This is a genomic window from Chitinophaga pinensis DSM 2588 (genome assembly GCF_000024005.1).
Classification (GTDB): domain Bacteria; phylum Bacteroidota; class Bacteroidia; order Chitinophagales; family Chitinophagaceae; genus Chitinophaga; species Chitinophaga pinensis.
The window spans coordinates 4,852,847-4,868,103 of the sequence record NC_013132.1; the positions used below are offsets into that span (position 1 = coordinate 4,852,847).

Below are 15,257 nucleotides of genomic sequence, written 5' to 3' on the forward strand. Positions count from 1 at the left end.
TATATGGTACCATATATAGAATGCAGTTTCGCGATAAGAAAGATCTTCTTTGGCGCGTTGATCTTCAGCTGAAGAATGCAGCCGATTCGGCGTCTCCTTTAATGCTCACATACGGTGGTGGCACTCCTATTTCGATCACCTGGGATGGGGACGAAAACGATCAGTTCAAGCCGATCATATCCAGTAAGGCTGAACTGGTGTATTACTACACCGGGTCTGACATGCCAGATCCAGAAACTTTCATAGACATAGAAGAGGATCAGTGGCTCATGGTGGTAAGCAAGCTGCCGGATAATACTACACCTGTACTTTACTGGAAAGGTTTTGTAACGCCTTCAAGCAACCGTTATCCATGGCTGGCGCCTCCATTCACTTATACTATAAATGCTGTCGACTTCTCGTTCAGCAAGGGGAAGTATGTTGACCTCAATAAAAACGGGTTGTTCCTATATGACTTTGTGACGTTAGGGGAGTTGTTAAAGCGGGCACTGTTTGCCTCTGTGGGCTATGAAGACAGTATCCTATCTATTTTATTCAATATTAAGCCAGCAGCAATAGGCACCGGTAGGGTTACAGATTCGCTGTATGCACATACAGATTCGGTATTCGACTTCACAGACGGCGCCAAATTTTGTTATGACGCACTTGAGCAGATATTATCAAGTACTGGATCAAGGATGCTTTATTCATCAGGGAAGTACTGGCTACAGCGGTTCCAAGACCTAAATGATGAAGTTCAAAGCATCACAACGATTACTCCTGATGATACAGAAGGCGTTGATTCAATTAATTACGATGTTCAGCAGCCTCTAGGGAATTCAGTGTCTGATACTGTAATCTACCTGAATAAGTCACAGTATTTGGTGGTGAACCCTGGACTGAAGAAGCAGACGGTTAACTATGATCTGAAAGTTATCAATCAGGTACGAAATTTCGACTGGAGGACTGATGCGGAGGGGCCGTTTGATGAATGGGATGGAGTTAACACCGATATATATACTCGACTTGGCTCTGGGAGTGTAGAAGATCCGTATAGGCTATTTGTGCCAGGTGACCTCGGCCAAACGATGTATCAAGGTATACCAGTAGTGCCAGGGAAACGTATTAGAGTAGAGCTGAAGGTTAAAGGATACTTGACTCTTCCATCTCCGACGACAACCGAATACCAGGTTTCCTGTAAGTGCGTCGTAACGCTAGTTGACCCACCAACAGCACTGATTTATGGCTATACTCTTGGCCAAGACGGCAAATGGAACGATTATTCAACTATTGGAGGCTTCGGAGAAGCTGATTATTACTTCATCTCTACGAAAGGCAAGGGCGATAGCGGCACTTTGGAGATAACCAGCGAACCGATACCAAGTGCTTTGGATTCTGATAATCTAGAGGTAAGGCTCTATATTATCTATTCAGAGGTTACACCAACTAATACCGATGACCCTGTGGCGCCTGGTGGAACAATATATTATACGCATTTCTTCCCGCCATATATAGGAGTTTATAACGATATCTATATAAAAGTGAAAGAAGATGTAGTGAATAGCAAGACGTTCAGTTTAAAGCCTGATGATAAAGATCGGTTCTATTTGGACAGATCAGATGACGGACTGTCAAACTGTTTGTTCTATGACGATGCCGGAAGAAAGCGCGCCTTGCCACAAAATGACTGGAATGGGAGAAATATAGATGAAGTGGTGCTGCGAGGGGAGCTTGACCAGCAATATAAGGCTGGATACAGCTTTGATGGTGATGTGTTGAGTAATGAGCTTTCATTCCATCATGTGATTACTTTAACAGACAAAGACGCAAAAAAAATGATGCTGATCCGTGATAAATACGACATCAAGGCCTGCACTCATTCAATATATGCTACTGAGATAATGCCGATAGGCAGCGGGATTGGTGATTATACATTGACGCCACTGGCTAAGAAGGAGGAAGACTGATGTATGTAAATGGTAGTGACTTCAAGTTTTATATCCTCCGTGATGGCATACCGATCGCGATATGTCATTCTACCGACTGCGTCATAGAGACGTCTACGGAAGAACTGGAGACTACTGGCCCGAATAATGGCCGTTGGGCGTCATATATCCCAGGAATCAACTCTTACACCATCAGCGCGCCAGGCCTTACTGTGTATCAGGACGATATGAATGTAATCGATCTGCGGGATTTTCAAGATGCTGGGACCATTATAGAGTGGAGAGCTGGGATAGACCCCACAGGAGGATTGCAGTACAGAGGGTACATGTTTATCACAAGCTTGTCTGAGTCCAGTCCAGCCGCAGAGATTCTGAGATACGAAATGTCAGCAAGGGGAACTGGTCCGCTCCAGGTGGTTAAAAATCCACTGGTTCGTACTGTTTACCTGTCGGATATATACGGCGTTCGCTTGGCAGGCTGTCCGAATCCATATCCGGTGACAGTATTGTGGTACGACGGCAGTGTGATTGGGCTGGCAAACAATCCCGATGAAGTAGTGACACAGTTCAACGAATATCCATTCAATCAATATTATCAATTGAGCAGCCCAGATAACAGCTGCAATTTCACAATGACAATAGCCTGGAATGCTCCAGAGACTCCAGAGTGGGTTCCTGCAGAACAAGGCGGATTAACAGGATTATGGGTAGGAGCCGGTGATGGCGGTATCAGCCCGACAGATGATGGGAATGAATTATTGACGCCATTTGAAGTAGGACCATGAGGCCAGATGTAGATAAGGTCGATCTCTATAGTATACGGGAGCTATCCCCCGCTGAGCCGCTAACGCCTGATGAAGATTGGCTTGTAGCGCTGTGTAATCCGAATACCGGAGTATCATATAAGGCAGGGCTGGAATTGTTGGGTTATATCATATCCAATATGATTGGTAGCGGCATAGTCCTACCTGAAAGAGTATACCGTATTGGAGAATTACTTCCATCCGGAGTTACAGTGGGTACCTACATGGATACAGATGGTTTGGAGAAAGGATACATAAACGATCCATATTTGGATGGTAAAGTGTATAGCGTCAATAGACGTGGTATCGAGTTGATGGTTAAGGGCTTGGAGTGGGACAATGACCAACCATCAAGACAGGTGCGTCTGTTGCGTACAGATGCTAATGGTGAAGGAGATGTATTCAATGATGGAGAGATAATCACTCTCCAGTTTCAGCCTCAGATCAGTCCTATTATATCGGCGCCGGATGCTATCGGAAGGTTTGTTTCTGGCGTGTATCCCGTTGCTGGGAATACCTTTCTAACAGCATCCAGTCACAGGAAACATATCACGATACAAAGTGCTGGCACTATAACATTGAGCAGTAGTTATCCTGAAAATGTCATCTGCTCTATATCTCAGAATACCTTGACTGATGCACAGTCTACTATTAACGCGCCACTTGGCCAGGTCATAGGATTTAATGGTACTGGTGTACAGGGTGTTTGGCTTGGCAGGAATGAGCGTATAAGCTTGATCAGGTCGGGAGTATCGTGGTATATCGTGGATGATAATATCGGGTATTATAGAGTAGGACAAATAGTCGCTGGTAGGCTCAGAGGGCCGAATCAGCTGATTGCCCAAGGGCAAACAGTATTGCGATCCGACTATCCAAGGTTACTTGATTACCTAAACAGGCTAAACGCAGCCTATCCTGGAGTTGTTCTTAATGCTGCCAGCTGGGGATCAGCGAAGACCTACTGGGGATGGGGAGACGGGGTAAACACACTACAAGTGCCCGACCTGCGTGGGTACTTTCCAAGATGGCTCGATCTCGGGGCCAACATAGATGCAGACAGAGTTGCTTCCTCTCTTCAAAATAAACCCGGTTCTGCACAATCAGATGAATTTAAATCACATACCCACACATGGAGAGCTGAGACGAGTAATGATAGTCTTGGCGGTACAGGTTGGGTGACAAGTTCAAGCGGCAATGGTGGTGCAGGCACGAATACCCTACATGCAGCGAACGATGCAACCGGAGGATCAGAAACAAGACCTAAAAACATAGGCGAACTGCCTTTAATATATGTATAACAATGGCGCAACAGATTAATACAGCGGGAGCGGATTACATACATCCAGGTGAGTCAAAGTTCACTGGGGGTCTTTATATACCAACTCTGGCGAATATAACAGACCCGCCAAAGGACCAGGGTAAGGTTGCGCTGGGGGCATATAATGGGATTCAATATCAGTGGGATACGGTAAATCAACAATGGATTGCTACAGGATCAGGTGAAGAAGGTAGCGATTGGACACCAGGAAACAGTTTTGCATCATGAAATTAGTATCGCCAGGAGGAGGAGTTCCAAACACGTTAGTGCAGGGTTTTGACCCCAATATCGGCACCTATCTTGGTTGGCAGAAGGCTACAACTAAGATAGACGGGACATCCATTGTGGACGCAGATGCAACTGGTAAGATGTTCCTTAAGGATACTACAACTGGTGAGTATTACCGTCGTGGGATCGAGCGTTCAATATCCGTATTGATGTTTGGCGCAGATCCTTTCGGGGTAAGTGATTCGACCCAGGCATTCCGTGACGCTGCAAACGTGAGTAACCTTACTGGTGAGGTGTGGGTGCCTAATGGCAACTATAAGATCACTGGAACAATCAATCTCCCTTTCGATGGGATACGGTTCATTTGTGACACCAACGCCATCATTAAACCGGTCGGCACCTTTAATGTATTTACCTGCTCGTCAAACTACTGTGAGTTCATGGTGAATATAGACGGAACGGCGACTAAACCAACCGGAGGCACTGCTGCATACGTCGCTTCGATAGTATTATTTGGCACAAACAGATGTTGGATACATGACTGCCGCATAACCAACTTCCAGGGTGGCGGTATATCCCTGCTTCAGCGGAGTTCCACTATTGGCTGTACCTATAACGTGGTTGAAAACAACTACATTGAGAATTGCGTAGGCAAGGACGGGAGTGGATCACTGCAGGATATGTCCCATATCCGCATCGGCTATGCTGGAGATGGCTATTTCCACGTTGGCAATAAGATATTGCGCAACACCCTGTTGGGTAATCACAACATGGAAATCGGCATCGGTGCTATATGTCATGGATATGATAACCTGTTTGAGGGGAATACGATCAAAGATTTTGATGCCTACGGGATTGCTGCTTACGAAGCATCTTATGGCGATGGTACTGTTCCATTGCTTTATCGTTGTGGTATTGCTTTCAATCATATATCCGGTATTGGCGTTCTGTCAGGCACGACAGCAAAAGGGATGGGGATCTACATGCAGAAATGCCACTATTCTTCCATAGTAGGTAACTGCCTGGATAATACTATGTTGGGATCGAACCTGTCTGGGTCATTGTCAGAGGCTGCAATCGGATTGGGTCAGTCTATAGGAACAACGGTAACCAGTAATGTACTAATGAGAAATAACAGGCACGGCATACGTGCGGTCGCTTGTTTTAATGGGAATATCAGTGGGAATACCATAGACACTACCGGAGGATTCGGTATTTATATAACTGACTGTTCGGATTTTTCTGTGACAGATAATAACATTTATAAGGCTACCGCCACCGGTATAAATGGACTTTTCCGTAGTACATTGGATAGCGATGTTGCGGCAAATGGTTTGATGGCAGATTACGCTGGCCGTCCTACAGGTACGGGCCTGGTGATAACCGGAAACACTATTGAGAAGTCACAGAACGCGAACCCTGCCATAAGCCTCACTGGAACCGCTGCCGGTCTCCAAGGTGGCATAAACAGGAATTATAACCCGATTGATGGCCTGATCATAGCAGATAACACAATACGGGTGTCTACTACGGGCATCAACCTGGCATTGACTATAAACAGTAATGTTAGTCGTAATATAACAAGACACTTTGCCACAAATGCTACCGGTATAATTATCGGTTCTACTTGCGACAATGTAATACTAACACAGAACGACATCAAGCCAGATAGTTCCATCGCCAGTATGGCTCAGGGGATCGTTTACTCCGGGACCAACCCTATTTTTGGCCAGAACATCATCGGGGCTACCAGTGGGTTGCGAATTTCTTACAATGGTATAAACATCCTGGCATCTAAGTTTGTCGGATACAGCACGGCCGCACCTGGCGCAGGAACGTGGGCAACTGGTGACCATATTGTCAATACGAATCCTTCAATAGTCGGAACTGACCCTGATCGGCAATATTTCATAGAAGGCTGGACTTACATAGCTAGTTCTTGGAGAGAATGCCGCTTTTACCCAACTCTTAGAGTAACCGATAGGGCCGTAAGATCGGTTTCCGCTAATACGACACTGACCCTTGACGACGAGTACGTTGAGGTAGATGCCACGTCTGGTAATGTGACTATCACTCAACCGGCCGCTCTATCAGGGAAGCGATTTATCATCAAGAAAATAGACAGCACGCTGAACACAGTAACTGTCATCAATTCTGGTGGCCTAACATTCGACCAGAATGGTACCAGCCGGTCTATGAATATAGGTCGGGGGATGCTTCATAGTGAATTCAACGGCACATATTGGTCAATATTAATGCTCAGCACTCCATCTGGCGCATTATCCCCAAGACTTGCTACATACACAAATGCAAATGGTGTGCAAGTTGTTGACCAGGGGTGTGCTTCATTTTCTACTGGAAACACTAACAGAACATACCAATTGCTTGCCGCAAATCTGTGGACGAATAAATTTGCTTTAGTAAAAAAGACTGATTCTGGTACTGGCACAGTACAGACACTGCCGGCGTCCGGCGAGAATATAGACGGTGCTAATGGAAAGACGATTCGGGGACAAGGTGGATACCTCTTATTATACTCTGATGGAACCAATGTAATGGTAGTATCCATATCAAGTATAGGGGAACAGTATTCAGGAGTATCTACAAATTCAACTGATCTGCTTTCAACATCATTCCTTGATGCGAACTTCCCAACAGCCAATTTCGGGGACGAAGTATGGTTTACCAGTCTTGCAGACGCCCCTTCAAATATAGGATGGGCAAAGAAAAACTCAGGTTATTGGATTACAAAAACAGACTATGTTAAGACTTCTTAAAACAATATTACTGCTCCTCATTGTGTCAATGGGTTACGCACAGACGCCACGCGCTATCAGCTTCACGCCACAAAACTTCTATTACAGGGAAAAAGGCCGTATAGAGGATAGTGTGCTCAGAACCCCGAATTTGGGGTTATGGTATGTGTTATATAATAACGTGGATAGCTCCGGCTCAATATGGCATGACACCCGTGTAGGTAAATTTATTGGTAAATGGGGTACTGTTACTAGGTACTTCGCCAGTGAAGATTATGTAAGCACGAACTTCGCGCCCATTACCGGATCAGGTAATTATATTCAAAACCAAGTGTCCAGCCCACAATCAGGATCTGGTATTTACACTGCTGGTGCTATCTATGCTTTGGGTAGGGTCGGTATTGGCAGTGCTTCTCCATCGTACAAACTGGGCATAAGGGACACCTCGACATCTGTGTACACATCAACCAGTATAGTTAATAATCGACCGGCGGCAATAGGAGTAAACATGTTTAATGCAAGCATGGCAAATGGTGTAGGTAACTGGTATGTTTTCAGCAGCCAAAATAGCGCTAATAATTCACAGCAGATTTTTATGGGTTCTGTTACCAGCACTACCGGTAATACACCGGTGTTTGTGTTGGGACAATCTACTGGGCCGAATAGCTATGCTGAAAGGTTGCGCATAGACAGCGCAGGTAACTTTGGCCTTGGTACTACTACTCCCAACAGTAGCGTGACGGTTAACGGGACTTATTCTCACCCCACGATACTCACTACAAACGGCGGGGTGACGATAGGAGATCATTTCTATGTAAAGGTCACTAATACGGCTAATACCACTATAACACTGCCGCTTGCAACTAATATAGTTGGGAGGGAGTACACGATAGTTAAAACGAGCAACAATGCGTTTACGGTGACTATTCAAGGCACCTCTGGTATGGTCGCCGGGGCAAGTACATATGTTTTGTCTACATATCCCGCCTCTGTCACGGTGTGGACAGATGGAACGGATTGGTGGATCAAATAACCCTCAAAATAAAACAAAGACATGGCATTTACTCCGGATTCGGTTTTAGTAAGAAGCGCAATAGTTAGCCCTGTAGACTTTCTGGTCCCGGGTACTACCTTTTTGTTCAGTATCCCTCAAGGATACATTTTTACCGCTGTTGCAGGCGCTCAGTTAACAATAGTGGATTCGGCTGGAACTGGTGTAGGCGTCTTTAGTGTAAGTGCAGGGACCAATGCTACATCATACAATAACCTTTATAGTTCATTGAGTCCTAGTTTGGCGCAACTGACTGGCAACACGGTGATTCCTCTAACTGCACAACCTAGGGCTGTAAATGCAACCTCTGGATCAGTAAATATTTATATCAGCATAGTAGGGATAGCCACAGGATTCACGACACTGAAAGGTATATTCTATATGCCATACGCTTTAATCAAATACCCATAAAATACAACATGGCAACGACCGTATTTAACAATCTGAAACAAGCAAGCCCGCCATGGCTCGTAAACCTGACAGCTATTTTTGCTTTGGCGGCACCGTTACTACCTGAGCTTATTGACACAATGCCTGGTACGGTATCCAATTTGACAAAGGAATGGCTTCACTGGATTTTGCAATTGTTGGCAGCAGCATTCGCTATTGCAACTGCATTAACCAGGGCAAGCACCGCCTTGCAGATAAGAACGTATTCCGATGCGCCCCCTGATGGACCTGGAGGAACAGATCCTAATAAACCGCGTGGGCCGAAATGAGACGCAAACACTACATACTGATACTTCTTTTCCTCTGGTGGCCGATTAATAATCTTCACCGGTTGTGGAATTCTGCACCTGCGCAATGGGTACACTGGTATCTGTTCAATGATGCAGCGGAAGATATTCAGTGGTACGTACATGACCTGGCTCAAACGCTGTCATATGCTTTGATCTTCTGGGCTGTCTGGTTAAAAATGACCATTACGACTAGGAGATCAGACGCTGATTATGAGATAATGGTTACTGCGATTGCCATTATCCAGGCTATAGACATTTTCCATTACATCGGCTGGCATAGAAGGAGCGAAGTTGTTCTGGCGATAGAAGGGCTAATCCTGTGTGCAGCTGCTCTCAAAATATTCATTAAGTACAGAAAATCAATACACCACAAACATGGATAGGCCGCTGAAAATATGGCAATTTCTTGCAGGATTGATGGGTATGGCCGTTATGTTCGGTACGATCATCTATAATGCCGGCACAATGAATGCAAAGAATGAATTAAGGATTACCACTCTGGAGAACAATTTTAGTGAGTTCAAAAAGGACGCGAAAGAACAGGCAGTAGAAACCTCGCAGAAGTTAGACAAGATAGACAATACTTTATTCGATATAAAGTTGATGCTCCAGCAGAAGGAAGACCGTAAAAAATAATTGTATGAGAAACTTTCTTTATTCGCCGGTAGGTATCAATCAGGCAATGCGCCTTACATTTTTATGCTTTCTGTCATTTGTGGCAACACTATGTTTATTTACCTACGTAGGAGCCAAGGTGTCAGAGCTTGAAACAGTGAACAAAATAAAAGAGAAACATGAAAAAATTAATCTGGCTGCTTATAGCCTTACCCGTTCTGGCATTCGGCCAGATGAAGCAGATTAAGTATGATGCGCCGGCAGGTACTGGTGTCAGGATAGACCAGTGGGGGCATGTGCTCAGCGCCTCTGTATTCTTACCAAAGAATTACGACAGTCAGGCTACCTGGCCTACAATTCTATGGTTTCATGGCGCCGGTGAGGCGTCACGTACATCATCTTATAATACGCTGCTGAACAATGGCCTGCCGAGGTACATCAATTCCGGCCTTGAGATCCCGTTCATTGTGATCGCTATTCAGGATCAATGGAGCACTCCCTCTCCATCAGTCATAGACTATACGCTACAAAATCAGTTCTTCTCTCAGTATAATATAGATAAGAATAGGATATATACAACCGGTCTCTCGTATGGCGGTGGCGGATCGCTTGCGATGGCCATTGCACATCCTGAATACGTTTCTGCTGTGGTCAGCGCTTCGCCGGCTGCGCTCCAGCCTGCAGAGGTGGCGAATATCACTACATTGGCAAAAAACAAAATACCTGTTTGGTTCTGGGCTGGCACGGTAGATAAATCAGGCCCTTTCCTGGAGAATGCGAAGGATTACATGTCAAAGATACTGGCGACCGGAGGCCAGGCATGGCTGACTACGGAACCGGTAGGACATGGCCCTTGGGACAACCTTTATAAGTCAAAAACCCTGCTCAATGGCCAGGACGTGTATACATTCTTCAGCAAGTACAGTAAGGGTATTACAGCCCCCGAACCGCCAAAAGATACACCGGTCGTTAAGAAACCGTTGTTCACCTATACAGTGAAAGTCTATAACGACGGATCATATGATATCATTAAAAACTAACGGTAATGAAGAACTATTATGAAGATAAGCCGTTAGTGCCATACCGGAAGAGTATAGTTGAAATGGGGCTTGTCGTAGACTACCTTAAAAAGGTAGATGCTCCAGTGGAGGTGAAACGTGCCGCATATATAATGTTCCGGTTTGAGTCTGGTAACGGGCAGAAGGGATTGAATAATAATTTCATTGGTGCTCAGGCTGACAGCGGCAGGTGGCCAGCGAAGTTTGACACGGTGATCACCGGTGTCGTTCGGAAGCAGGAGAACGGTACGAATGCCGACCGGCTGTTTTTACAGTTTAATTCCTGGTCAAACAGTCTTGATTTCCTGATTGATCGTGTAGAGCAGCGTGGTTTATACGTCGGCGGCTTCGAGTCGAGAGTAACAAAGACACAGATTACCGACTCACGTGACCTTGCTATCGCCTATAAGCGCAGCTGGGTGACCGGAAATAAGAGGTACAACCCCAGCGAGGCAGAAATATCATCGTTTCTTTCAATGTACCGCCAGGCGGCAAAAATATTTGTATGACATCATCCAACGTGATCGCCGCGAGGCATGATATCAGGGTCCAGCGTAATGCCTCCTTCTCATTCTTCTTTCAGTTGGTTGACGCTGACGGTAATATCCTTGGTCCCAATGACGTGTTTCGCGTACGCGCGCAGGTGCGGAACATCGCCGGGAAAGTGGTGACAGCATTTGAGATGGGAGACGGCATGGAATGGTTTGAACATACGACTGGCTGGGTTCTGGTCATGTCAAAGAGTGACAGTGAAAAGAACATCTCTCCTGGTTCATATGATTGGGATCTGATGGTAGCAGTAACCGAAGGCAATAACCAATATCCATTACGAGGACCATACGTGATGGTAAATAATATCACAGAATAATGAGAGACATTGTACAGGTTATAGTAGGAGGGGTCATTCGCGTTCCGGCTTCCGGTGGTGCTGTATCAATTGGTGGAGAGGCGCCAGCTATCAGCGTCTATGCTGAAGGAGATAACCAGGTTATCAGCGTCGGAGCGGCGCCGTATTACCTTACAGGGAAGATAGGAGTGATCGGTGACAGCCAGGGAACAGGCCAGTACCAATCCCCCGGGGCAGGAATTGTCGATCTACTGGAGACTGCATTTCCAAACGCTGAGTTTACCAACTATTGTGTTGTGAACTACAACAGCCGCCGGCTGATGCCAGACGGGAATAATGCCTATGTAGACACAGCGCATAATATCACCAAGGCCCTGAGCGACGGGAACAAGGTAATTATAGTTTGTGATACCAGTAACGACAGTGACAGCACGAACCCCGCCGGCGGCTTGGTTCCTCTGTCTGAGTGGCAAGACAATTTGCTCACCATGCAGGAGGCGGCATTGGGCTCAGGGGCCAGGATACTATTTATATCCACCTTCCCAAGAGCGCAACTATCCTCCGGTGGCCAGCAGCAGCAGAAAGATATGGCGGAGTTCCAGCTGCGCACATTCCCCAACAACCTGGTATACGCCTATACTGCGCTGGGTAATCCGGCGAACAGTAACCAGCTGCGCCCGCAGTATAACTACGGGGATAATATTCACCTGAACGATCCAGGTGCAGCTGCTTTGGCCCAGTTGATAATAGCGAAGATGACGGAGATGTTCGTTACCGAACCAGGAAAGCGAATCTCCATTCCAATACAAAAGGCAGATACCGCAAACGGCCCATGGTCTGACACAGCAATAATCACAGACACAACTGACAACAACCTGATTGTTTCGCAGGATAATAAGTTCTACCGGGGCCGCATAAAATATGCTGGCGGTTACGTCTCTCCCTGGTCCGCGACCGTTCAAGGGCTTTCCGGAAATACGCCGGCCCCTGATCCTGAGCTGCAGGTGGCTGGTTTCCGGTTCTCGCTGAGCAATACCGATACTATTTCAGGGTTTTTGAATGTAACCGGTGGAGGTTTGGACCCTAACAATTACAGCCGGGTATGGACGCATCCGAGTGGTGTCACACTTACTCACTTGGTAACAGACGGAACCACAGCTACTCAAAAGTGGGGTGCTCAATTCGTTCCAGGGAATGCTGGAAATGATTCAGGTGAAACCACAAACGACGGAGGCGGGATACTTCCGGCAGCTGGTGCACAAGTTGGAGCATTTTTTAATAATGGCGCCACAACACCCGGGTATCAATTTATCTTAAAGGGAATACCTGGTGCAAGTTATGAGGTAGATGTTTATGGTTCGTTGAATTCTGGATTTGGATTAGATGCGGACCCCATGGTAGTTTCCTTCACCGGGAAAACTCCTATAGAGTTCAATGCCGTTGGATCTACCAGTAGAAAGGCAACATTTACTGGTATCACAGCAGACGGTACCGGTGTGATCGGATCTTATTCTGTTGCGCCCAAGGCTGGGCAGTCGCAATTTGGAATGAATAACGCACTCGTCGTAAGACAAGTGGAGATCTCATAAAAGTTGATTTTGGTTGATATTGTGAGCGGCCGGGTGATCACACCCGGCTTTTTTATTTGCCAAATATTGTAGTAGTTTGTACTAAAATAGTGTCCATGTGTGCGATTGATTTTACCGTGTGTATAGGAGATAAGTCCACTTTAGGTAAAGCTTATATAGCTGGAACCGGTAATTCGATCGGAGTTACTGTTGGTGTACACCAGGGCTATATAGTAAAGTATAGAGACGGCTGGGGATATTCTCCTAACTCACCTCATAGTATTATATACTCTCATGATGTCTTCATAATATTGGATATGTTCAGGGAGAAATTTCCAAAACTTGATATCTTCAAAACCGACTATAAGTTCTGCGATTATTTTTTCTACTACAACCCATATAGACATAGGAATAGACATACTTAAATATTCTGTGTATTGAAATGCAGTGTGGATAAGGGTAGATTTTAAAATTCGTACACAGTGCAGGTAATGCAGATTGTGTAAATCAGGTTTCCTTTCATCTGCAGGATATCTCTAACTTTATCCATGACAAAAAGATTTAAGGAATGCATTCTACTATTAAGTTATGCCTTTTTTAGCAAAAAAACATGAAGTCCCCCTGAAAACAATATTATTCGCTCCCGGATGGACGAAAACAGAAAAGCCGCCTTATGGAGGAGGCGGCTTGTAGTCATATCGGTGAGGGGCTTACTTCTTCCCTTCTTTTTTGTCTTTCTTATCTTTCTTATCCAGTACGTTTTCCAGTACTTTACCATCAGGGCTGAAAGTTACCTTTCTTTCTTCCGGTTTCTTCTGCAGTTCTACCTTATAGGTAACAGCGCTGCCGGCAGTGTGTTTGTCAACGTCATGGATAGTATATCCGGCAAATTGCTGCTGAACGGCCTGTTTAACGGCAGCAGGCAGATCTGCGTCTTTGATGTCTTCCTTCTGTTTTACCAGTTTACCGCTGGCGTCGTACCAAACGTCATGTTTGTGAAACTCGGCTTTGTACTGGTTATCTTTCAACTTCCATTTAACACCTGTTGCAGCGGGAAACTGCTGCTGAAAACTTTTGGTAACGGCGGCAGGTACATTGACCGGTTGATCGCTTTTCTGCGCATAAGTGGCGATACCGGTTCCCAATAAGAAAATGAAAATGAGATGTTTCATGAATGCGTGTTTTAATTAACAGGCCAAAATTAATGAAAGAATCAGCACCTTGGCAAAAAGACCGCAGATTCACAACAAAATCCGTCATTTGTAAAAGTAAATCCTTGTTTCCTGCTAATTGACCGGATCTCCGTAACTTTACAGTATCGTTTTTCTCCCCATAATATAGGTTTATGATACAATTCCGCGCAATTAAAAGGTCGCTTGTACCTGACAACACTATGGCCGACTACATTAACAATCTTCCTGCCCGCTTTAACAACTCGAAAGCAGAGAGAATAGCCGCCTACCTGACACACCAGTTCGGCCAGGAATGCTGTAAATCACATCCTGATCATACGGTGGAAATGAATATCGAATCCCGGTCAGAAGATGGAGACGTGGTGCTTTACGCTTATAGCAAAAGCTGCTGCGATACCTTTACCCTCCGCCTGAAGCAGATCATCGACAAGAGTAAAGATTTATTTCCCTGATCGTATACAATGCGGCGAAAAAGCCGTAACTTTTCCCGATCCTTAACCCTTTATTTATGACACAAACTTATCATAGCGAGCGCGAACAATCATCTACCCGCGCTAATGCCGCTAACATGTCTTCACAAGGTATCCAGCGTAAAGCAGTGGAAGCCCGTCTGAAGAGCGAACCTGTGCAGCAACAGTCACTTCCGGAAGAAGAAATGCCTGCCCAACTGGCGGCAATAGAAGAGGTATTACCGGCCCAGATGGCTGCTATTGAGGATGAATTGCCGGCGCAGATGGCCGCCATGGATGAAGAAGAATTACCGGTTCAGGCTAAATCAGCCGTTCAGCTGAAAGCCAATCAGACGGGTATGCCCGACCAGCTCAAGTCGGGTGTAGAAAGTCTGTCTGGTATAGATATGTCAGACGTGAAAGTGCACTATAACTCCTCCCAGCCCGCACAGCTGAATGCCCATGCATATGCACAGGGGACGGATATTCACGTAGCCCCCGGACAGGAACAGCACCTGCCCCATGAAGCCTGGCATGTTGTACAACAGAAACAAGGCAGGGTACAGGCCACTACCCAGTTAAAGGAAAGCGTGCCTGTCAATGATGATGTTGCGCTCGAAACAGAAGCCGACGTCATGGGACAGAAAAGCCTTCAACAGGGTTAAGGCTTATCCTCGTGTATCAGTAAAGGACGTATCAATAGTCT

General features: G+C 45.8%; 16 protein-coding genes. 15 read left to right on the forward strand and 1 reads right to left on the reverse strand.

The window, feature by feature from the left end; genetic code table 11:
* Nucleotides 1-20: 20 nt before the first annotated feature.
* From CPIN_RS19380 to CPIN_RS19450, 13 genes are all read left to right on the forward strand, one after another.
* A complete protein-coding gene (locus CPIN_RS19380) occupies nucleotides 21-1,946 on the forward strand; it encodes a hypothetical protein (protein ID WP_148230596.1) in 1,926 nt (641 codons plus the stop codon).
* The gene (locus CPIN_RS39470; protein WP_012791537.1) at nucleotides 1,946-2,710 is read left to right on the forward strand and encodes a phage tail tube protein; all 765 of its coding nucleotides are present in this window, start codon (nucleotides 1,946-1,948) and stop codon (nucleotides 2,708-2,710) included. Before CPIN_RS19380 ends, CPIN_RS39470 begins: the two co-directional genes overlap by 1 nt.
* Nucleotides 2,707-4,026, forward strand: coding sequence for a phage tail protein (locus CPIN_RS36815; protein WP_012791538.1), 1,320 nt, complete (start codon nucleotides 2,707-2,709; stop codon nucleotides 4,024-4,026). Before CPIN_RS39470 ends, CPIN_RS36815 begins: the two co-directional genes overlap by 4 nt.
* Nucleotides 4,027-4,028: 2 nt before the next feature.
* Nucleotides 4,029-4,274, forward strand: a complete 246-nt coding sequence (locus tag CPIN_RS19395) for a hypothetical protein (protein WP_012791539.1) — start codon at nucleotides 4,029-4,031, stop codon at nucleotides 4,272-4,274.
* Entirely contained in the window at nucleotides 4,271-7,051 is a 2,781-nt protein-coding gene (locus CPIN_RS36820) for a right-handed parallel beta-helix repeat-containing protein (protein WP_012791540.1), read from the forward strand. Before CPIN_RS19395 ends, CPIN_RS36820 begins: the two co-directional genes overlap by 4 nt.
* The gene (locus tag CPIN_RS19405; protein ID WP_012791541.1) at nucleotides 7,035-8,063 is read left to right on the forward strand and encodes a hypothetical protein; all 1,029 of its coding nucleotides are present in this window, start codon (nucleotides 7,035-7,037) and stop codon (nucleotides 8,061-8,063) included. Before CPIN_RS36820 ends, CPIN_RS19405 begins: the two co-directional genes overlap by 17 nt.
* A gap of 437 nt (nucleotides 8,064-8,500) precedes the next feature.
* A complete protein-coding gene (locus CPIN_RS19415; protein ID WP_012791543.1) occupies nucleotides 8,501-8,800 on the forward strand; it encodes a hypothetical protein in 300 nt (99 codons plus the stop codon).
* Nucleotides 8,797-9,204, forward strand: a complete 408-nt coding sequence (locus tag CPIN_RS19420; protein WP_012791544.1) for a hypothetical protein — start codon at nucleotides 8,797-8,799, stop codon at nucleotides 9,202-9,204. The genes CPIN_RS19415 and CPIN_RS19420 overlap by 4 nt, the downstream gene beginning before the upstream one ends.
* Nucleotides 9,197-9,457: a hypothetical protein gene (locus CPIN_RS19425; protein ID WP_012791545.1), complete on the forward strand. Its 261-nt coding sequence runs from the start codon at nucleotides 9,197-9,199 to the stop codon at nucleotides 9,455-9,457. Before CPIN_RS19420 ends, CPIN_RS19425 begins: the two co-directional genes overlap by 8 nt.
* A 158-nt stretch (nucleotides 9,458-9,615) precedes the next feature.
* The gene (locus CPIN_RS19435; protein ID WP_012791546.1) at nucleotides 9,616-10,476 is read left to right on the forward strand and encodes a carboxylesterase family protein; all 861 of its coding nucleotides are present in this window, start codon (nucleotides 9,616-9,618) and stop codon (nucleotides 10,474-10,476) included.
* A gap of 5 nt (nucleotides 10,477-10,481) precedes the next feature.
* On the forward strand, nucleotides 10,482-11,003 hold the full coding sequence (locus tag CPIN_RS19440) for a hypothetical protein (RefSeq protein WP_012791547.1): 522 nt from the start codon (nucleotides 10,482-10,484) through the stop codon (nucleotides 11,001-11,003).
* A complete protein-coding gene (locus CPIN_RS19445; protein ID WP_012791548.1) occupies nucleotides 11,000-11,362 on the forward strand; it encodes a hypothetical protein in 363 nt (120 codons plus the stop codon). Before CPIN_RS19440 ends, CPIN_RS19445 begins: the two co-directional genes overlap by 4 nt.
* Nucleotides 11,362-12,930 (forward strand): SGNH/GDSL hydrolase family protein, encoded by a 1,569-nt coding sequence (locus tag CPIN_RS19450; protein ID WP_012791549.1) that lies wholly within the window; start codon nucleotides 11,362-11,364, stop codon nucleotides 12,928-12,930. Before CPIN_RS19445 ends, CPIN_RS19450 begins: the two co-directional genes overlap by 1 nt.
* Nucleotides 12,931-13,619: 689 nt before the next feature.
* On the opposite strand, the gene CPIN_RS19455 is transcribed toward CPIN_RS19450, so the two are convergent.
* Nucleotides 13,620-14,081 carry a PepSY-like domain-containing protein gene (locus CPIN_RS19455; protein ID WP_012791551.1) on the reverse strand — a complete coding sequence of 154 codons (462 nt, stop codon included), beginning with the start codon at nucleotides 14,079-14,081 and terminating at the stop codon, nucleotides 13,620-13,622.
* A 173-nt stretch (nucleotides 14,082-14,254) separates the two neighbouring features.
* Here CPIN_RS19455 and CPIN_RS19460 point away from each other — a divergent pair, with 173 nt between their 5' ends.
* Together CPIN_RS19460 and CPIN_RS19465 are read left to right on the forward strand one after the other, a co-directional pair.
* Nucleotides 14,255-14,554 carry a hypothetical protein gene (locus CPIN_RS19460; RefSeq protein WP_012791552.1) on the forward strand — a complete coding sequence of 100 codons (300 nt, stop codon included), beginning with the start codon at nucleotides 14,255-14,257 and terminating at the stop codon, nucleotides 14,552-14,554.
* Between the two features lie 56 nt (nucleotides 14,555-14,610).
* Nucleotides 14,611-15,216 (forward strand): eCIS core domain-containing protein, encoded by a 606-nt coding sequence (locus CPIN_RS19465; RefSeq protein ID WP_012791553.1) that lies wholly within the window; start codon nucleotides 14,611-14,613, stop codon nucleotides 15,214-15,216.
* Nucleotides 15,217-15,257 lie beyond the last annotated feature (41 nt).